Origin of the sequence: [Enterobacter] lignolyticus SCF1, assembly GCF_000164865.1 — a bacterium.
Taxonomy (GTDB): domain Bacteria; phylum Pseudomonadota; class Gammaproteobacteria; order Enterobacterales; family Enterobacteriaceae; genus Enterobacter_B; species Enterobacter_B lignolyticus.
In genome coordinates, this window is sequence record NC_014618.1 from 411,541 (window position 1) to 427,821 (window position 16,281).

At 53.9% G+C, this 16,281-nt stretch carries 24 protein-coding genes; 22 read left to right on the forward strand and 2 right to left on the reverse strand.

Translation table 11 applies throughout. From position 1 onward, the window contains the following. Positions 1–110: 110 nt before the first annotated feature. The 4 genes from kefG to slyD all read left to right on the forward strand — a co-directional run bounded on the left by kefG (position 111) and on the right by slyD (position 3,361). Entirely contained in the window at positions 111–662 is a 552-nt protein-coding gene (gene kefG / locus ENTCL_RS01880; protein WP_013364431.1) for a glutathione-regulated potassium-efflux system ancillary protein KefG, read from the forward strand. Next, complete coding sequence (kefB, locus tag ENTCL_RS01885; protein WP_013364432.1) at positions 662–2,467, forward strand: glutathione-regulated potassium-efflux system protein KefB; 1,806 nt, start codon at positions 662–664, stop codon at positions 2,465–2,467. The genes kefG and kefB overlap by 1 nt, the downstream gene beginning before the upstream one ends. Positions 2,468–2,478: 11 nt before the next feature. After that, on the forward strand, positions 2,479–2,679 hold the full coding sequence (locus ENTCL_RS01890) for a YheV family putative zinc ribbon protein (RefSeq protein WP_013364433.1): 201 nt from the start codon (positions 2,479–2,481) through the stop codon (positions 2,677–2,679). 94 nt (positions 2,680–2,773) lie between these two features. Then, complete coding sequence (gene slyD / locus ENTCL_RS01895; protein ID WP_013364434.1) at positions 2,774–3,361, forward strand: peptidylprolyl isomerase; 588 nt, start codon at positions 2,774–2,776, stop codon at positions 3,359–3,361. A gap of 49 nt (positions 3,362–3,410) precedes the next feature. Here the strand turns inward: slyD and ENTCL_RS01900 are convergent, their stop codons facing one another. Next, entirely contained in the window at positions 3,411–3,629 is a 219-nt protein-coding gene (locus tag ENTCL_RS01900) for a protein SlyX (RefSeq protein WP_013364435.1), read from the reverse strand. 217 nt (positions 3,630–3,846) lie between these two features. Here ENTCL_RS01900 and fkpA point away from each other — a divergent pair, with 217 nt between their 5' ends. The 11 genes from fkpA to bfr all read left to right on the forward strand — a co-directional run bounded on the left by fkpA (position 3,847) and on the right by bfr (position 12,072). Further along, a complete protein-coding gene (fkpA, locus tag ENTCL_RS01905; protein ID WP_013364436.1) occupies positions 3,847–4,686 on the forward strand; it encodes an FKBP-type peptidyl-prolyl cis-trans isomerase in 840 nt (279 codons plus the stop codon). Positions 4,687–4,856: 170 nt separating this feature from the next. Continuing rightward, entirely contained in the window at positions 4,857–5,579 is a 723-nt protein-coding gene (locus ENTCL_RS01910) for a helix-turn-helix transcriptional regulator (protein WP_013364437.1), read from the forward strand. Next, the gene (gene tusD / locus ENTCL_RS01915) at positions 5,579–5,965 is read left to right on the forward strand and encodes a sulfurtransferase complex subunit TusD (protein ID WP_013364438.1); all 387 of its coding nucleotides are present in this window, start codon (positions 5,579–5,581) and stop codon (positions 5,963–5,965) included. The genes ENTCL_RS01910 and tusD overlap by 1 nt, the downstream gene beginning before the upstream one ends. Further along, positions 5,965–6,324, forward strand: a complete 360-nt coding sequence (gene tusC / locus ENTCL_RS01920; RefSeq protein WP_013364439.1) for a sulfurtransferase complex subunit TusC — start codon at positions 5,965–5,967, stop codon at positions 6,322–6,324. Before tusD ends, tusC begins: the two co-directional genes overlap by 1 nt. 7 nt (positions 6,325–6,331) lie before the next feature. Beyond that, positions 6,332–6,619 (forward strand): sulfurtransferase complex subunit TusB, encoded by a 288-nt coding sequence (gene tusB / locus ENTCL_RS01925; protein WP_013364440.1) that lies wholly within the window; start codon positions 6,332–6,334, stop codon positions 6,617–6,619. 124 nt (positions 6,620–6,743) lie between these two features. Next, positions 6,744–7,118, forward strand: coding sequence for a 30S ribosomal protein S12 (gene rpsL, locus ENTCL_RS01930; RefSeq protein ID WP_000246815.1), 375 nt, complete (start codon positions 6,744–6,746; stop codon positions 7,116–7,118). Positions 7,119–7,214: 96 nt separating this feature from the next. Continuing rightward, the gene (gene rpsG / locus ENTCL_RS01935) at positions 7,215–7,685 is read left to right on the forward strand and encodes a 30S ribosomal protein S7 (protein ID WP_013364441.1); all 471 of its coding nucleotides are present in this window, start codon (positions 7,215–7,217) and stop codon (positions 7,683–7,685) included. Between the two features lie 96 nt (positions 7,686–7,781). Next, positions 7,782–9,896 carry an elongation factor G gene (gene fusA / locus ENTCL_RS01940; RefSeq protein WP_013364442.1) on the forward strand — a complete coding sequence of 705 codons (2,115 nt, stop codon included), beginning with the start codon at positions 7,782–7,784 and terminating at the stop codon, positions 9,894–9,896. 70 nt (positions 9,897–9,966) lie between these two features. Continuing rightward, entirely contained in the window at positions 9,967–11,151 is a 1,185-nt protein-coding gene (gene tuf, locus ENTCL_RS01945) for an elongation factor Tu (RefSeq protein WP_013364443.1), read from the forward strand. Between the two features lie 178 nt (positions 11,152–11,329). After that, complete coding sequence (gene bfd / locus ENTCL_RS01950) at positions 11,330–11,524, forward strand: bacterioferritin-associated ferredoxin (RefSeq protein ID WP_013364444.1); 195 nt, start codon at positions 11,330–11,332, stop codon at positions 11,522–11,524. 71 nt (positions 11,525–11,595) lie between these two features. Further along, positions 11,596–12,072, forward strand: a complete 477-nt coding sequence (bfr, locus tag ENTCL_RS01955; RefSeq protein WP_013364445.1) for a bacterioferritin — start codon at positions 11,596–11,598, stop codon at positions 12,070–12,072. On the opposite strand, the gene ENTCL_RS01960 is transcribed toward bfr, so the two are convergent. Next, a complete protein-coding gene (locus ENTCL_RS01960) occupies positions 12,056–12,529 on the reverse strand; it encodes a prepilin peptidase (RefSeq protein WP_044612054.1) in 474 nt (157 codons plus the stop codon). The two genes, bfr and ENTCL_RS01960, sit on opposite strands and share 17 nt — an antisense overlap. Before the next feature lie 378 nt (positions 12,530–12,907). Here ENTCL_RS01960 and rpsJ point away from each other — a divergent pair, with 378 nt between their 5' ends. Genes rpsJ through rplV form a run of 7 tightly spaced genes read left to right on the forward strand, consistent with a single transcriptional unit; the run spans position 12,908 to position 16,277 of the window. After that, the gene (gene rpsJ / locus ENTCL_RS01965) at positions 12,908–13,219 is read left to right on the forward strand and encodes a 30S ribosomal protein S10 (protein WP_001181005.1); all 312 of its coding nucleotides are present in this window, start codon (positions 12,908–12,910) and stop codon (positions 13,217–13,219) included. A gap of 32 nt (positions 13,220–13,251) precedes the next feature. Next, positions 13,252–13,881: a 50S ribosomal protein L3 gene (gene rplC / locus ENTCL_RS01970; protein WP_013364447.1), complete on the forward strand. Its 630-nt coding sequence runs from the start codon at positions 13,252–13,254 to the stop codon at positions 13,879–13,881. A gap of 10 nt (positions 13,882–13,891) precedes the next feature. Continuing rightward, the gene (gene rplD / locus ENTCL_RS01975) at positions 13,892–14,497 is read left to right on the forward strand and encodes a 50S ribosomal protein L4 (protein WP_000424395.1); all 606 of its coding nucleotides are present in this window, start codon (positions 13,892–13,894) and stop codon (positions 14,495–14,497) included. After that, positions 14,494–14,796, forward strand: a complete 303-nt coding sequence (gene rplW / locus ENTCL_RS01980; RefSeq protein ID WP_013364448.1) for a 50S ribosomal protein L23 — start codon at positions 14,494–14,496, stop codon at positions 14,794–14,796. Before rplD ends, rplW begins: the two co-directional genes overlap by 4 nt. Before the next feature lie 17 nt (positions 14,797–14,813). Then, on the forward strand, positions 14,814–15,635 hold the full coding sequence (gene rplB, locus ENTCL_RS01985) for a 50S ribosomal protein L2 (protein WP_007369812.1): 822 nt from the start codon (positions 14,814–14,816) through the stop codon (positions 15,633–15,635). 16 nt (positions 15,636–15,651) lie between these two features. Beyond that, entirely contained in the window at positions 15,652–15,930 is a 279-nt protein-coding gene (rpsS, locus tag ENTCL_RS01990) for a 30S ribosomal protein S19 (RefSeq protein ID WP_001138115.1), read from the forward strand. Positions 15,931–15,944: 14 nt separating this feature from the next. After that, positions 15,945–16,277 carry a 50S ribosomal protein L22 gene (gene rplV, locus ENTCL_RS01995; RefSeq protein WP_002919773.1) on the forward strand — a complete coding sequence of 111 codons (333 nt, stop codon included), beginning with the start codon at positions 15,945–15,947 and terminating at the stop codon, positions 16,275–16,277. The last annotated feature ends 4 nt before the right edge of the window (positions 16,278–16,281 follow it).

Sequence of the window (16,281 nt, forward strand, 5' to 3'; positions counted from 1 at the left end):
TCAGACTATGTTAAATTGTCATTATGATAATGTAAGGTGTGGTTCCATTGCCGCACCGGGGCGCCATGGTAGCCCAAAACGACAACAATACACAAAACCGGGAGGGGGTGATGTCAAAGACAGCGAAAGTTTTGCTGCTGTATGCCCATCCGGAATCACAGGACTCGGTGGCAAACCGGGTTTTGCTCAAGCCGGCGCGGCAATTAGAAAATGTGACCGTACACGACCTGTACGCGCACTACCCCGATTTTTTTATCGATATTCCGTATGAACAGGCGTTACTGCGCGAGCATGACGTTATCGTGTTTCAGCACCCGCTTTATACCTATAGCTGCCCGTCGCTGCTGAAAGAGTGGCTCGACCGGGTATTAAGCCGCGGTTTTGCCAGCGGAGCCGGGGGGAATCAGCTGGCGGGAAAGTACTGGCGTAGCGTCATCACCACCGGCGAGCCGGAGGCGGCGTACCGCTACGATGGCCTCAACCGCTATCCGATGAGCGATATTCTGCGTCCGTTCGAGCTGACGGCCGCAATGTGCCGTATGCACTGGATGACGCCCATCATTATCTACTGGGCGCGCCGTCAGCCGCCGGAAGAGCTGGCAAGCCATGCCAAAGCGTATGGCGAATGGCTGGCGTCACCCATTACCCCGGGAGGCCGATGATGGAAGGAACAGGTCTTCTGCTGGCGGGCGTGCTGTTTTTGTTCGCCGCCGTTGTCGCAGTGCCGCTGGCGGCGCGCATCGGTATTGGCGCTGTGCTGGGGTACCTGCTCGCCGGGATCGCTATCGGCCCCTGGGGGCTTGGGTTTATCAGCGATGTGGAGGAGATCCTTCATTTCTCCGAGCTTGGGGTGGTGTTCCTGATGTTTATCATCGGCCTTGAGCTGAACCCCTTGAAGCTCTGGCAACTGAGACGCTCGATTTTTGGCGTTGGCGCGCTGCAGGTCGCCATTAGCGCCGCGGTTCTCGGCGGTTTGCTGATGCTGACGAATTTTTCCTGGCAGGCGGCGGTCGTCGGGGGGATCGGCCTGGCGATGTCCTCAACGGCGATGGCGCTACAGCTGATGCGGGAAAGGGGGATGAACCGCAGCGAGGTCGGGCAGCTCGGCTTTTCCGTGCTGCTGTTCCAGGACCTGGCGGTGATCCCGGCGCTGGCGCTGGTGCCGCTGCTGGCGGGGAGCGGCGATGAGCATCCGGACTGGCTTACTCTTGGTCTGAAGGTGCTGGCGTTCGCAGGTATGCTGATTGGCGGGCGCTTTCTGCTGCGCCCCGTTTTCCGCTTTATTGCCGGCTCCGGCGTCAGGGAGGTGTTTACCGCCGCAACCCTGCTGCTGGTGCTGGGCTCGGCGCTGTTTATGGATTCCCTGGGGCTGTCGATGGCATTGGGCACCTTTATCGCGGGCGTTCTTCTGGCGGAAAGCGAATACCGCCACGAGCTGGAAATCGCCATTGAACCCTTCAAAGGGCTGCTGCTGGGGCTGTTTTTTATCTCGGTCGGTATGGCGCTGAACCTCGGCGTGCTGTATCACCACCTGCTGCTGGTGGTCGGCGGCGTTGTGGCGCTGGTGATGGTGAAAACGCTGGTGCTGTACGTGCTGGCGCGCGTCTACGGCCTGAGAAGCTCTGAGCGTATGCAGTTTGCCGGGGTGCTGAGCCAGGGCGGCGAGTTCGCCTTCGTGCTATTTTCTACCGCGTCGTCGCAGCGGCTGTTCCAGCATGACCAGATGGCGCTGCTGCTGGTGACCGTGACGCTATCGATGGTGACGACGCCGCTGCTGATGAAAGCCATTGACGCGCTGCTGGCCCGTCGCCTGAACGGCCCGGAAGAGGAAGGTGAAGCGCAGTGGGTGGAAAACGATAAACCCCAGGTCATCATTGTCGGTTTCGGGCGCTTCGGCCAAGTGATAGGTCGCCTGCTGATGGCCAATAAGATGCGTATTACCGTACTGGAGCGCGATATCGGCGCCGTCAACCTGATGCGTAAATACGGGTATAAAGTGTATTACGGCGACGCCACGCAGCTTGAGCTGCTGCGCTCCGCTGGCGCGGAGCAGGCGCAGTCTATCGTGATAACCTGCAATGAGCCGGAAGATACGATGAAGCTGGTGGAGCTTTGCCAGCAGCATTTTCCCCACCTGCATATCCTTGCGCGCGCCCGCGGCCGCGTGGAGGCGCATGAGCTACTGCAGGCGGGGGTCAGACTGTTTTCCCGCGAGACGTTTTCCAGCGCGCTGGAGCTTGGCCGGAAGGCGCTAATCTCGCTGGGGATGCATCCGCATCAGGCGCATCGCGCCCAGCTGCACTTTCGCCGTCTGGATATGCGGATGCTGCGCGAGCTGATGCCGGTGCACAGCGATACGCAGCAAATTTCCCGCGTGCGGGAAGCCCGGCGAGAGCTGGAAGAAATTTTCCACCGGGAAATGCAGCAGGAACGTCGCCAGCCGGACGGTTGGGATGAATTTGAATAAGAAGGTGAGTGATGGCGGTACGTAAACGTTTTATTGCCGGAGCGAAATGCCCGGCCTGCCAGGCGCAGGATTCACTGGCCATGTGGCGCGAGAACAATGTCGATATTGTTGAATGCGTTAAGTGCGGTCACCAGATGCGCGAAGCGGATAAAGAAGCCCGCGAGCACGTACGCAAAGACGAACAGGTGATTGGCATTTTCCATCCGGACTAGCGATCTCCAGCGCCTTTTTTTAAGCTAAGGGGTACACGGCTGCAGAATTCCGCTACAATCTGCGCCACTATTCTTCCCATGCTCAGGAGATATCATGAAAGTAGCAAAAGACCTGGTGGTCAGCCTGGCCTATCAGGTACGTACAGAAGACGGTGTGTTGGTTGATGAGTCTCCGGTGAGTGCGCCGCTGGACTACCTGCATGGTCACGGTTCCCTGATCTCCGGCCTGGAAAATGCGCTGGACGGTCACGAAGCGGGCGATAAGTTTGACGTTGAAGTTGGCGCCAACGACGCCTACGGTCAGTATGATGAAAACCTGGTACAGCGCGTACCGAAAGACGTCTTCATGGGCGTTGACGAGCTGCAGGTGGGTATGCGTTTCCTGGCGGAAACCGACCAGGGTCCGGTACCGGTTGAAATCACTGAAGTTGAAGATGACCACGTGGTCGTCGATGGCAACCACATGCTGGCTGGCCAGAACCTGAAGTTCCACGTGGAAGTCGTGGCGATTCGTGAAGCAACGGCGGAAGAACTGGCTCATGGCCACGTTCACGGCGAGCACGATCACCACCACGATCATGACCATGACCACGACGGTTGCTGCGGCGGCCATGGCCACGGTCATGACCACGAGCACGGCAAAGGTGGTTGCGGCGGAAACGGCGGCTGCGGCTGCCACTGATTTCGCCTTCAGGCATAAAAAAAGCGGGGAAACCCGCTTTTTTTACGTCTCAATAGTGCGGCGGCGGCGTTTCTTCGGACTGTGAGGCCATCAGCGAGGGCTGCGTCGCCTTCAGCTTTTCCGCCATCAGGCGAATATGGTCGCGCAATTTCGCCATCTCCATCTCGTGCGCCGTGACGGTTCGGTTGAGATCTTCAATGGTGATTTCCTGAAATGCCAGCCGGCTTTCCAGTTCTGCCAGACGCGTTTCCAGTGCGGTATCGTTCATCTTTCACCCCTTTTCCCAATTCGGTGGCGGATTCTACTTAACTTTGTCGCCGCATGCAGCTTTATCCGCGTGAAGAGGAAACTAATTTACACAAAAATAGTCTGAAAAGATCTGACATTCAGAAGCGTGCGTATGTAGATTTCTTCTACAACGTTTTATAGTACGCTTCTCATTGACGTTAACCCTGGGGTGAGATGCCCCGGCCCTGGAGAAATGGATGAAATCACTGTTTAAAGTAACGCTGCTGGCAACCACGATGGCCGTTGCGCTGAATGCACCGTTGACCTTTGCCGCCGATGCGGCCGCAGCAAAAGCGGCACCGGCTGCCGACAGCAAAGCAGCATTCAAAAATGACGACCAGAAATCCGCCTACGCACTGGGCGCTTCGCTGGGTCGTTACATGGAAAATTCCCTGAAAGAGCAGGAAAAACTGGGCATCAAACTGGATAAAGCGCAGCTGATCGCCGGTGTTCAGGATGCTTTTGCTGATAAGAGCAAGCTCTCCGACCAGGAAATCGAGCAGACTCTGCAGGCCTTTGAGACCCGCGTGAAGACCGCAGCTCAGGATAAAATGGAAAAAGACGCTGCTGATAACGAAGCGAAAGGCAAAGCCTTCCGTGACGCCTTCGCCAAAGAGAAGGGCGTGAAAACCTCCTCTACCGGCCTGCTGTACAAAGTAGAGAAAGAAGGGACCGGCGATGCGCCCAAAGACAGCGACACCGTCGTCGTCAACTACAAAGGCACGCTGATTGACGGTAAAGAGTTCGACAACTCTTACACCCGCGGCGAACCGCTCTCCTTCCGTCTTGATGGCGTTATCCCGGGCTGGACTGAAGGCCTGAAGAACGTCAAGAAAGGCGGCAAAATCAAGATGGTCATCCCACCGGATCTGGCCTACGGCAAAACCGGCGTTCCGGGTATCCCGGCTAACTCTACGCTGGTCTTCGACGTAGAGCTGCTGGACATCAAACCAGCGGCGAAAGCGGATACCAAAGCGGATGCAGCGCCTGCCGCCGCCGCAGACAGCAAAGCCGCAGCAGACGCCACGAAAAAGTAAGTCTGTGAAAGCCGCCGTCCGAAAGGGCGGCGGTTTTTTATTGGGCGCAATATAATTAACGCTGGAAAGCGTCTGGTGCGCGTATTACTTTAGATGCCTTATTTTTGATGATGATAATGAGCCTGCCCTGACAACCTAACGACAGGCTCCTGAAAAGGAGTGCTTTTTTCATGTCCAGGTCGCTATTAACCAACGAAACCAGTGAGCTTGATTTGCTGGATCAACGTCCTTTCGACCAGACCGATTTCGATATTCTGAAGTCGTACGAAGCGGTGGTGGATGGGTTAGCGATGCTCATTGGCTCTCATTGCGAAATCGTGCTGCATTCCTTGCAGGATCTTAAATGCTCCGCCATTCGTATCGCTAACGGTGAACATACCGGCCGCAAAATTGGGTCGCCGATTACCGATCTCGCGCTGCGCATGCTGCACGATATGACCGGGGCGGATAGCAGCGTTTCCAAATGCTACTTCACTCGCGCCAAAAGCGGCGTATTGATGAAGTCGGTGACGATTGCGATTCGTAATCGCGATCACCGGGTCATCGGTCTGCTGTGCATCAACATGAACCTCGATGTCCCGTTCTCGCAAATCATGAGCACCTTTATTCCGCCGGAAACTCCGGAGGTGAACTCCCAGGTTAACTTCGCCTCGTCCGTTGAGGACCTGGTAACCCAAACGCTGGAGTTCACTATCGAAGAGGTCAATGCCGATCGAAACGTTTCCAATAACGCTAAAAACCGTCAGATCGTCCTTAACCTTTATGAGAAAGGGATTTTTGATATTAAAGACGCGATTAACCAGGTCGCCGACCGTCTGAATATCTCGAAGCACACGGTGTACCTCTATATTCGCCAGTTCAAGAGCGGTGATTTCCAGGGGCAGGACAAGTAATGCGCTTTGCCCTGATGGTGACGGGCCCGGCCTACGGTACGCAGCAGGCCAGCAGCGCCTGGCAGTTTGCCCGGGCGCTACTGGCGGAAGGCCATGAGCTCATCAGCGTCTTTTTCTACCGCGAAGGGGTGTATAACGCCAACCAGCTCACGTCGCCCGCCAGCGATGAGTTCGATCTTGTGCGCGCCTGGCAGGCGCTGCACGAGGAGCACGGCGTGGCGCTACATATCTGCGTGGCGGCGGCGTTACGGCGCGGGATCGCGGATGAAACCGAGGCCGGACAGCTGGGGCTTGCGACGTTTAACCTGCAGCCAGGCTTTACGCTGAGCGGTCTTGGGGCGCTGGCCGAGGCGTCATTAACCTGCGATCGTATGGTGCAATTCTGATGAAACGTGTCGCTATTGTGTTTATGAGCGCGCCGCACGGTTCGAGCGCGGGCAGGGAAGGGCTGGACGCGCTGCTGGCGACGTCCGCATTAACGGAAGATATCGGCGTCTTTTTTGTCGGCGACGGCGTGTTCCAGCTGCTCAAAGATCAGCAGCCCGCCGGGATCCTCGCCCGCGACTATATCGCCACCTTCAGGCTGCTGCCCCTCTACGATATTGAAAGCTGCTGGCTGTGCGCCGCCTCCTGGCGGGAGCGCGGTCTGCCCGACGCCCTGCCGCGGGTGGTCGACGCGCAGGAGCTGGAGCCGGACGCGCTGCGCCAGCGTCTTGACGACTACGATGTGATTTTACGATTCTGAGGCCGACATGCTGCATACGCTCAGCGATTCTCCCTGGCAAAACGATCTTGTAGCTAAACTCCGTCTCGTCAAAGAGGGCGACGCGCTGCTGCTACTGTCGGATGGCGTTGTCGCCGCCCTTGAGGGGAACCGCTTCCTTGATATTCTTCTCGCCGCCCCCATAACCTTGTATGCCCTGCAGGAAGACATTGAAGCCCGTGGGCTTTCCGGTCAAATTTCGAGCAGCGTTGTCAGGGTTGACTATACTGATTTCGTCAGACTTGCGGTTCAGCATCCGGCGCATCTGGCCTGGTAATGGCGGGATCGTTGTATATTTCTTGACACCCTTTCGGCATGGCCCTAAAATTTCGCGTCCTCATATTATATGAGGCGATTTATTACGTGTTTACGAAGCAAAAGCTAAAACCAGGAGCTATTTAATGGCAACAGTTAACCAGCTGGTTCGCAAACCACGTGCTCGCAAAGTTGCTAAAAGCAACGTGCCAGCGCTGGAAGCCTGCCCGCAGAAACGTGGTGTATGTACTCGCGTATATACCACCACCCCTAAGAAACCGAACTCCGCACTGCGTAAAGTTTGCCGTGTGCGTCTGACTAACGGTTTCGAAGTCACCTCCTACATCGGCGGTGAAGGTCACAACCTGCAGGAGCACTCCGTGATCCTGATCCGTGGCGGTCGTGTTAAAGACCTCCCGGGTGTTCGTTACCACACCGTTCGTGGTGCGCTTGACTGCTCCGGCGTTAAAGACCGTAAGCAAGCTCGCTCCAAGTACGGCGTGAAGCGTCCTAAGGCTTAATGGTTCTCCGTTAAGTAAGGCCAAACGTTTTAACTTAAATGTCAAACTAAACTCGTAGAGTTTTGGACAATCCTGAATTAACAACGGAGTATTTCCATGCCACGTCGTCGCGTCATTGGTCAGCGTAAAATTCTGCCGGATCCGAAGTTCGGATCAGAACTGCTGGCTAAATTTGTCAATATCCTGATGGTAGATGGTAAAAAATCTACTGCAGAATCAATCGTATACAGTGCTCTTGAGACCCTGGCTCAGCGCTCTGGTAAAAATGAACTGGAAGCCTTCGAAGTTGCGCTCGAAAACGTGCGCCCGACCGTCGAAGTTAAGTCCCGCCGCGTAGGTGGTTCTACTTATCAGGTTCCAGTTGAAGTCCGTCCGGTTCGTCGTAATGCTCTGGCAATGCGTTGGATCGTTGAAGCTGCTCGTAAACGCGGTGATAAATCCATGGCTCTGCGCCTGGCGAACGAACTCACTGATGCTGCAGACAACAAAGGTACTGCAGTTAAGAAACGTGAAGACGTTCACCGTATGGCCGAAGCCAACAAGGCGTTCGCTCACTACCGTTGGTAATCCCTTCGGAGTCATAGTCACCAGGCGGGCGCTTCAGGTAAGCCGCCCGCTCTGGATAACTTAACTGAACGCCTAAAGAAATAAACGAGGAATCAAATGGCTCGTACAACACCCATCGCACGCTACCGTAACATCGGTATCAGTGCGCACATCGACGCCGGTAAAACCACTACTACCGAACGTATTCTGTTCTACACCGGTGTAAACCACAAAATCGGTGAAGTTCACGACGGCGCCGCTACCATGGACTGGATGGAGCAGGAGCAGGAGCGTGGTATTACCATTACCTCTGCAGCGACTACTGCATTCTGGTCTGGTATGGCTAAACAGTATGAACCGCACCGCGTAAACATCATCGACACCCCGGGGCACGTTGACTTCACTATCGAAGTAGAACGTTCCATGCGTGTTCTTGATGGTGCGGTAATGGTTTACTGCGCAGTTGGTGGTGTTCAGCCGCAGTCTGAAACCGTATGGCGTCAGGCTAACAAATATAAAGTTCCGCGCATCGCGTTCGTTAACAAAATGGACCGTATGGGCGCTAACTTCCTGAAAGTTGTTGGTCAGATCAAAAGCCGTCTGGGCGCGAACCCGGTTCCGCTGCAGCTGGCAATTGGTGCTGAAGAAGGTTTCACCGGCGTTGTTGACCTGGTGAAAATGAAAGCCATCAACTGGAACGATGCAGATCAGGGCGTTACCTTCGAATACGAAGATATCCCGGCTGACATGCAGGACCTGGCTGACGAATGGCACCAGAACCTGATCGAATCCGCAGCTGAAGCTTCTGAAGAGCTGATGGAAAAATACCTGGGTGGTGAAGAACTGACTGAAGAAGAGATCAAAAAAGCTCTGCGTCAGCGCGTTCTGAACAACGAAATCATCCTGGTAACCTGTGGTTCTGCGTTCAAGAACAAAGGTGTTCAGGCAATGCTGGATGCGGTAATTGATTACCTGCCGGCGCCGACTGACGTTCCTGCGATCAACGGTATTCTGGACGACGGTAAAGATACTCCGGCTGAGCGTCACGCAAGCGACGACGAGCCGTTCTCTGCGCTGGCGTTCAAAATCGCTACCGACCCGTTCGTTGGTAACCTGACCTTCTTCCGTGTGTACTCCGGTGTGGTTAACTCTGGCGATACCGTACTGAACTCCGTGAAATCTGCACGTGAGCGTTTCGGTCGTATCGTTCAGATGCACGCTAACAAGCGTGAAGAGATCAAAGAAGTTCGCGCTGGCGACATCGCTGCAGCTATCGGTCTGAAAGACGTAACTACTGGTGACACCCTGTGTGACCCGGATGCGCCGATCATTCTGGAACGTATGGAATTCCCGGAGCCGGTAATCTCCATCGCAGTAGAACCGAAAACCAAAGCTGACCAGGAAAAAATGGGTCTGGCTCTGGGCCGTCTGGCGAAAGAAGACCCGTCTTTCCGCGTATGGACTGACGAAGAATCTAACCAGACCATCATCGCTGGTATGGGTGAACTGCACCTCGACATCATCGTTGACCGTATGAAGCGTGAATTCAACGTTGAAGCGAACGTCGGTAAACCTCAGGTTGCTTACCGTGAAGCGATTCGCGCGAAAGTTACCGATGTTGAAGGTAAACACGCCAAGCAGTCTGGTGGTCGTGGTCAGTACGGTCACGTTGTGATCGACCTGTACCCGCTGGAGCCGGGCTCTAACCCGAAAGGTTACGAGTTCATCAACGACATCAAAGGTGGTGTAATTCCTGGCGAATACATCCCGGCCGTTGATAAAGGCATCCAGGAGCAGCTGAAAGCAGGTCCGCTGGCGGGTTACCCGGTAGTTGATCTCGGCGTGCGTCTGCACTTCGGTTCTTACCATGACGTTGACTCCTCCGAGCTGGCGTTTAAACTGGCAGCTTCTATCGCCTTTAAAGAAGGCTTTAAGAAAGCAAAACCTGTTCTGCTTGAGCCGATCATGAAGGTTGAAGTAGAAACGCCGGAAGAGAACACTGGTGACGTTATCGGTGACCTTAGCCGTCGTCGTGGTATGCTGCGCGGTCAGGAAACTGAAGTGACTGGCGTTAAGATCCACGCTGAAGTACCGCTGTCTGAAATGTTCGGATACGCAACTCAGCTGCGTTCTCTGACCAAAGGTCGTGCGTCATACACCATGGAATTCCTGAAGTATGATGATGCGCCGAACAACGTTGCTCAGGCCGTTATTGAAGCCCGTGGTAAATAAGCCGCAGGGTTAAAACCAAAGTCCCGTGCTCTCTCCTGAAGGGGAGAGCACTATAGTAAGGAATATAGCCGTGTCTAAAGAAAAATTTGAACGTACAAAACCGCACGTCAACGTCGGCACTATCGGCCACGTTGACCATGGTAAAACTACCCTGACCGCTGCCATCACTACCGTTCTGGCTAAAACCTACGGTGGTTCCGCTCGCGCATTCGACCAGATCGATAACGCGCCGGAAGAAAAAGCTCGTGGTATCACCATCAACACCTCTCACGTTGAATATGACACCCCGACTCGCCACTACGCGCACGTAGACTGCCCGGGCCACGCCGACTATGTTAAAAACATGATCACCGGTGCTGCGCAGATGGACGGCGCGATCCTGGTTGTTGCTGCGACTGACGGCCCGATGCCGCAGACCCGTGAGCACATCCTGCTGGGTCGTCAGGTAGGCGTTCCGTACATCATCGTGTTCCTGAACAAATGCGACATGGTTGATGACGAAGAGCTGCTGGAACTGGTTGAGATGGAAGTGCGTGAACTGCTGTCTCAGTACGATTTCCCGGGCGACGACACGCCGATCGTTCGTGGTTCTGCTCTGAAAGCGCTGGAAGGCGAAGCAGAGTGGGAAGCGAAAATCATCGAACTGGCTGGCTTCCTGGATTCTTACATCCCGGAACCAGAGCGTGCGATTGACAAGCCGTTCCTGCTGCCGATCGAAGACGTATTCTCCATCTCCGGTCGTGGTACCGTTGTTACCGGTCGTGTAGAGCGCGGTATCATCAAAGTTGGCGAAGAAGTTGAAATCGTTGGTATCAAAGAGACTGCGAAGTCTACCTGTACTGGCGTTGAAATGTTCCGCAAACTGCTGGATGAAGGCCGTGCGGGTGAGAACGTTGGCGTTCTGCTGCGTGGTATCAAACGTGAAGAAATCGAACGTGGTCAGGTACTGGCGAAGCCGGGCACCATCAACCCGCACACCAAGTTCGAATCTGAAGTGTACATCCTGTCCAAAGACGAAGGCGGCCGTCACACTCCGTTCTTCAAAGGCTACCGTCCGCAGTTCTACTTCCGTACAACTGACGTGACTGGCACCATCGAACTGCCGGAAGGCGTAGAGATGGTAATGCCGGGCGACAACATCAAAATGGTTGTTACCCTGATCCACCCGATCGCGATGGACGATGGTCTGCGTTTCGCAATCCGTGAAGGCGGCCGTACCGTTGGCGCGGGCGTTGTAGCGAAAGTTCTGGGCTAATAATTTATTATCCCCGAATTAAAAAGGGCGCTTCGGCGCCCTTTTTGTTGTCTGTTATTTACGACGACACATTTGATCGCATTTTATTGGCGTCTCACCGCACCGGTTCCTTATTTGTGCTATTGTAATTATAACTATTCTCATTTACACTTTGCGCATAAATTGAACGGGAGCGATCATGTACGTTTGTTTGTGTAATGGTGTAAGCGATAAAAAAATTCGCCAGGCTGTACGTCAGTTCCATCCGCAATCCTTCCAGCAGCTCCGTAAATTTATTCCTGTGGGAAATCAATGCGGTAAATGCGTTCGCGCCGCGCGTGAAATCATGCAAGATGAATTAACGCAGATGCCGGAATATAAAGAGATTGCCTGAGGTCTAATCTTTTTTTGACATCCCGGTAGCCCGATCTACGCTTCAATGAGTGGAAGCGGAGGGACTACAAAATGAAAGGTGATGTTAAGGTCATAAATTATCTCAATAAATTATTGGGAAATGAGCTTGTCGCGATAAACCAGTACTTTCTCCATGCGAGAATGTTTAAGAACTGGGGCCTGATGCGCCTCAACGATGTTGAATATCACGAATCCATTGATGAAATGAAGCACGCCGATAAATACATCGAGCGTATTCTGTTTCTTGAGGGGATTCCCAATCTGCAGGATCTCGGTAAGCTCGGGATTGGCGAAGATGTCGAAGAGATGCTGCGTTCCGATCTGGCGCTAGAGCTGGATGGGGCAAAGAACCTGCGTGAAGCGATCGCCTATGCTGACAGCGTGCATGACTACGTCAGCCGTGACATGATGATCGAAATTCTGAAGGATGAAGAAGGGCACATCGACTGGCTTGAAACCGAGCTGGATCTGATAGGTAAAATCGGCCTGCAAAACTACCTCCAGTCGCAAATTAAAGTGGAAGAATAAGCAGGTTCTTCCACCCGCAGATAAGACCCGCTGCCGCCAGATATGGCCCAAACGGCAGCGGGTTTTTTATTGCCTGCAGGGATCGCCTGCGGGCCATCTGAACCCCCAGAGTCAACAGCGCCAGAGCCGACGCCAGCGTGACAAGACAGGGAAGCAGCGACCCGCCATGCCAGGCGCCCAGCGCAGCCAGCAGTTTAACATCGCCGTATCCCAGCCCTTCCCGTTTTCGAATGAGCTTATATCCCCAGTACACCGCTGCGAATGCGCAATAGCCGGCGATGGCGCCGAGGACGGCCTGCGGCAACCGCGCTTCATGGCAGACAAGATTAAAAAGCAGCCCGAACCAGAGCAGCGGGCAGGTAAGCGCATCGGGCAAAAGGTGACGTTTGAGATCGCAAAGGCTCAGAGCGACATTCAGCATCAGGTAAATCAGCAGGAAGGGGAGGGCGGTTATCATCATGGTTGTCCAGCAACAGCGTTGCCAGGAGTGTGAGGGCGTACGTCCCGGTCTGGCAAACGTCCGTTACCGACAATGCGTGAGGGCTTCCGCTCATACTGCCTGCGTTACATGACTTGCCGTCGCGCCGGGAATCACCGCCGCACTTCAGCGTTGCTGATTTTATAAACACCGCTTGCTTCGCGCTGTAATTTGCGTATAATGCGCGGGCTTGTCAAAATTGACGGCAGGTTCGATATGAACCCTGACAGTAAATTTTACTGTCAAACAATGTTCCCAATCGGGGAACTACGCAAGAACGGTTACACTCACCCATCAATCGTAATGGGCTAGAGGAGTAATCATTTTCGTTTATAAAATAATTGGAGCTCTGGTCTCATGCAGAACCAAAGAATCCGTATCCGCCTGAAAGCGTTTGATCATCGTCTGATCGATCAATCAACCGCGGAAATCGTCGAGACTGCTAAGCGCACTGGTGCGCAAGTCCGTGGTCCGATCCCGCTGCCGACCCGCAAAGAGCGCTTTACCGTTCTGATCTCCCCGCACGTTAACAAAGACGCGCGCGATCAGTACGAAATCCGCACTCATAAGCGTCTGGTTGACATCGTTGAGCCAACCGAGAAAACCGTTGATGCTCTGATGCGTCTGGATCTGGCTGCCGGTGTAGACGTGCAGATCAGCCTGGGTTAATCAGGTCATCGAGCGATTGAGAGGTTGATACAATGATTGGTTTAATCGGTAAAAAAGTGGGCATGACCCGCATCTTCACTGAAGATGGCGTTTCTATCCCAGTAACCGTAATCGAAGTTGAAGCAAACCGCGTTACTCAGGTTAAAGATCTGGCTAACGACGGCTACCGTGCTATCCAGGTTACCACCGGTGCTAAAAAAGCTAACCGTGTAACCAAGCCGGAAGCGGGTCACTTCGCTAAAGCTGGCGTAGAAGCTGGCCGTGGTCTGTGGGAATTCCGTCTGGCTGAAGGCGAAGAGTTCACCGTAGGTCAGAGCATTAGCGTTGAACTGTTTGCTGAAGTTAAAAAAGTTGACGTAACCGGCACCTCTAAAGGTAAAGGTTTCGCTGGTACCGTTAAGCGCTGGAACTTCCGTACCCAGGACGCTACTCACGGTAACTCCTTGTCTCACCGCGTTCCGGGTTCTATCGGTCAGAACCAGACTCCGGGCAAAGTGTTCAAAGGCAAGAAAATGGCAGGTCAGCTGGGTAACGAGCGTGTAACCGTTCAGAGCCTGGACGTAGTACGTGTTGACGCTGAGCGCAACCTGCTGCTGGTTAAAGGTGCTGTCCCGGGTGCAACCGGTAGCGACCTGATCGTTAAACCAGCTGTGAAGGCGTGAGGAGATAGCAATGGAATTAGTATTGAAAGACGCGCAGAGCGCGCTGACTGTTTCCGAAACTACCTTCGGTCGTGATTTCAACGAAGCGCTGGTACATCAGGTTGTTGTTGCTTACGCAGCTGGTGCTCGTCAGGGTACTCGTGCTCAGAAGACCCGTGCTGAAGTAACTGGTTCCGGTAAAAAACCGTGGCGCCAGAAAGGTACCGGCCGTGCGCGTTCTGGTTCTATCAAGAGCCCGATCTGGCGTTCCGGTGGCGTAACCTTCGCTGCTCGTCCGCAGGACCACAGTCAAAAAGTTAACAAAAAGATGTACCGCGGCGCGCTGAAAAGCATTCTGTCCGAACTGGTACGTCAGGATCGTCTGATCGTTGTCGAGAAGTTCTCTGTTGAAGCGCCGAAAACCAAGCTGCTGGCACAGAAACTGAAAGACATGGCTCTGGAAGATGTGCTGATCATCACCGGTGAGCTGGACGAGAACCTGTTCCTGGCCGCACGTAACCTGCACAAGGTTGACGTACGTGACGCGACTGGTATCGACCCGGTTAGCCTGATCGCCTTCGACAAAGTCGTAATGACTGCTGATGCTGTTAAGCAAGTTGAGGAGATGCTGGCATGATTCGTGAAGAACGTCTGCTGAAGGTGCTGCGCGCACCGCACGTTTCTGAAAAAGCGTCTACTGCGATGGAAAAAACAAACACCATCGTTCTCAAAGTTGCTAAAGACGCGACTAAAGCAGAAATCAAAGCTGCTGTGCAGAAACTGTTTGAAGTCAAAGTTGATACCGTACGTACCCTGGTTGTTAAAGGCAAGGTGAAGCGTCACGGACAGCGTGTCGGTCGTCGTAGCGACTGGAAAAAAGCTTACGTCACCCTGGAAGAAGGCCAGAATCTGGACTTCGTTGGCGGCGCTGAGTAAGTCGGAGGAGTAATACAATGGCAGTTGTTAAATGTAAACCGACATCTCCGGGTCGTCGCCACGTCGTTAAAGTGGTTAACCCAGAGCTGCACAAGGGCAAACCTTTTGCTCCGCTGCTGGAAAAAAACAGCAAATCCGGTGGTCGTAACAACAATGGCCGTATCACCACTCGTCACATCGGTGGTGGCCACAAGCAGGCTTATCGTATTGTTGACTTTAAACGCAACAAAGACGGTATCCCGGCAGTTGTTGAGCGTCTTGAGTACGATCCGAACCGTTCCGCGAACATCGCGCTGGTTCTGTACAAAGATGGCGAACGCCGTTACATCCTGGCCCCTAAAGGCCTGAAAGCTGGCGACCAGATTCAGTCTGGCGTTGATGCTGCAATCAAAGCAGGCAACACCCTGCCGATGCGCAATATCCCGGTGGGTTCTACCGTTCATAACGTAGAAATGAAACCAGGTAAAGGCGGTCAGCTGGCACGTTCCGCTGGTACTTACGTTCAGATCGTTGCTCGTGACGGTGCTTATGTCACCCTGCGTCTGCGCTCTGGTGAAATGCGTAAAGTCGAAGCAGAGTGCCGCGCTACTCTGGGCGAAGTTGGCAATGCTGAGCATATGCTGCGCGTTCTGGGTAAAGCAGGTGCTGCACGCTGGCGTGGTGTTCGTCCTACCGTTCGCGGTACTGCGATGAACCCAGTCGACCACCCACATGGTGGTGGTGAAGGTCGTAACTTTGGTAAGCACCCGGTAACTCCGTGGGGCGTTCAGACCAAAGGTAAGAAGACCCGCAGCAACAAGCGTACTGATAAATTCATCGTACGTCGCCGTAGCAAATAATTTTAGAGGATAAGCCATGCCACGTTCTCTCAAGAAAGGTCCTTTTATTGACCTGCACTTGCTGAAGAAGGTAGAGAAAGCGGTGGAAAGCGGAGACAAGAAGCCCCTGCGCACTTGGTCCCGTCGTTCAACGATCTTTCCTAACATGATCGGTTTGACCATCGCTGTCCATAATGGTCGTCAGCACGTTCCAGTATTTGTTTCCGACGAAATGGTCGGTCACAAACTGGGTGAATTCGCACCGACTCGTACTTATCGCGGCCACGCTGCTGATAAAAAAGCGAAGAAGAAATAAGGTAGGAGGAAGAGATGGAAACTTTAGCTCAACATCGCCATGCTCGTTCTTCTGCTCAGAAGGTTCGCCTTGTTGCTGACCTGATTCGCGGTAAGAAAGTGTCGCAGGCCCTGGATATTCTGACCTACACCAATAAGAAAGCGGCTGTACTGGTCAAGAAAGTTCTGGAATCTGCCATTGCTAACGCTGAACACAACGATGGCGCTGACATTGACGATCTGAAAGTTGCGAAAATTTTCGTAGACGAAGGCCCGAGCATGAAGCGCATTATGCCGCGTGCAAAAGGTCGTGCAGATCGCATCCTGAAGCGCACCAGCCACATCACTGTGGTTGTGTCCGATCGCTGAGACT

Excerpts from the sequence above, each read along its gene's own strand:
- ENTCL_RS01900 (WP_013364435.1), bottom strand. The coding sequence starts at position 3,629 with ATGAACGATACCGCACTGGAAACGCGTCTGGCAGAACTGGAAAGCCGG.
- ENTCL_RS01960 (WP_044612054.1), bottom strand. The coding sequence starts at position 12,529 with ATGATAACCGCCCTCCCCTTCCTGCTGATTTACCTGATGCTGAATGTC.
- fkpA (WP_013364436.1), top strand. The coding sequence starts at position 3,847 with ATGAAATCACTGTTTAAAGTAACGCTGCTGGCAACCACGATGGCCGTT.
- rplB (WP_007369812.1), top strand. The coding sequence starts at position 14,814 with ATGGCAGTTGTTAAATGTAAACCGACATCTCCGGGTCGTCGCCACGTC.
- bfd (WP_013364444.1), top strand. The coding sequence starts at position 11,330 with ATGTACGTTTGTTTGTGTAATGGTGTAAGCGATAAAAAAATTCGCCAG.
- kefG (WP_013364431.1), top strand. The coding sequence starts at position 111 with ATGTCAAAGACAGCGAAAGTTTTGCTGCTGTATGCCCATCCGGAATCA.
- rpsJ (WP_001181005.1), top strand. The coding sequence starts at position 12,908 with ATGCAGAACCAAAGAATCCGTATCCGCCTGAAAGCGTTTGATCATCGT.
- ENTCL_RS01910 (WP_013364437.1), top strand. The coding sequence starts at position 4,857 with ATGTCCAGGTCGCTATTAACCAACGAAACCAGTGAGCTTGATTTGCTG.
- ENTCL_RS01890 (WP_013364433.1), top strand. The coding sequence starts at position 2,479 with ATGGCGGTACGTAAACGTTTTATTGCCGGAGCGAAATGCCCGGCCTGC.
- bfr (WP_013364445.1), top strand. The coding sequence starts at position 11,596 with ATGAAAGGTGATGTTAAGGTCATAAATTATCTCAATAAATTATTGGGA.
- slyD (WP_013364434.1), top strand. The coding sequence starts at position 2,774 with ATGAAAGTAGCAAAAGACCTGGTGGTCAGCCTGGCCTATCAGGTACGT.
- kefB (WP_013364432.1), top strand. The coding sequence starts at position 662 with ATGGAAGGAACAGGTCTTCTGCTGGCGGGCGTGCTGTTTTTGTTCGCC.
- rpsS (WP_001138115.1), top strand. The coding sequence starts at position 15,652 with ATGCCACGTTCTCTCAAGAAAGGTCCTTTTATTGACCTGCACTTGCTG.
- tusD (WP_013364438.1), top strand. The coding sequence starts at position 5,579 with ATGCGCTTTGCCCTGATGGTGACGGGCCCGGCCTACGGTACGCAGCAG.
- tusB (WP_013364440.1), top strand. The coding sequence starts at position 6,332 with ATGCTGCATACGCTCAGCGATTCTCCCTGGCAAAACGATCTTGTAGCT.
- rplC (WP_013364447.1), top strand. The coding sequence starts at position 13,252 with ATGATTGGTTTAATCGGTAAAAAAGTGGGCATGACCCGCATCTTCACT.
- rplW (WP_013364448.1), top strand. The coding sequence starts at position 14,494 with ATGATTCGTGAAGAACGTCTGCTGAAGGTGCTGCGCGCACCGCACGTT.
- rplD (WP_000424395.1), top strand. The coding sequence starts at position 13,892 with ATGGAATTAGTATTGAAAGACGCGCAGAGCGCGCTGACTGTTTCCGAA.
- fusA (WP_013364442.1), top strand. The coding sequence starts at position 7,782 with ATGGCTCGTACAACACCCATCGCACGCTACCGTAACATCGGTATCAGT.
- tusC (WP_013364439.1), top strand. The coding sequence starts at position 5,965 with ATGAAACGTGTCGCTATTGTGTTTATGAGCGCGCCGCACGGTTCGAGC.
- rplV (WP_002919773.1), top strand. The coding sequence starts at position 15,945 with ATGGAAACTTTAGCTCAACATCGCCATGCTCGTTCTTCTGCTCAGAAG.
- rpsL (WP_000246815.1), top strand. The coding sequence starts at position 6,744 with ATGGCAACAGTTAACCAGCTGGTTCGCAAACCACGTGCTCGCAAAGTT.
- rpsG (WP_013364441.1), top strand. The coding sequence starts at position 7,215 with ATGCCACGTCGTCGCGTCATTGGTCAGCGTAAAATTCTGCCGGATCCG.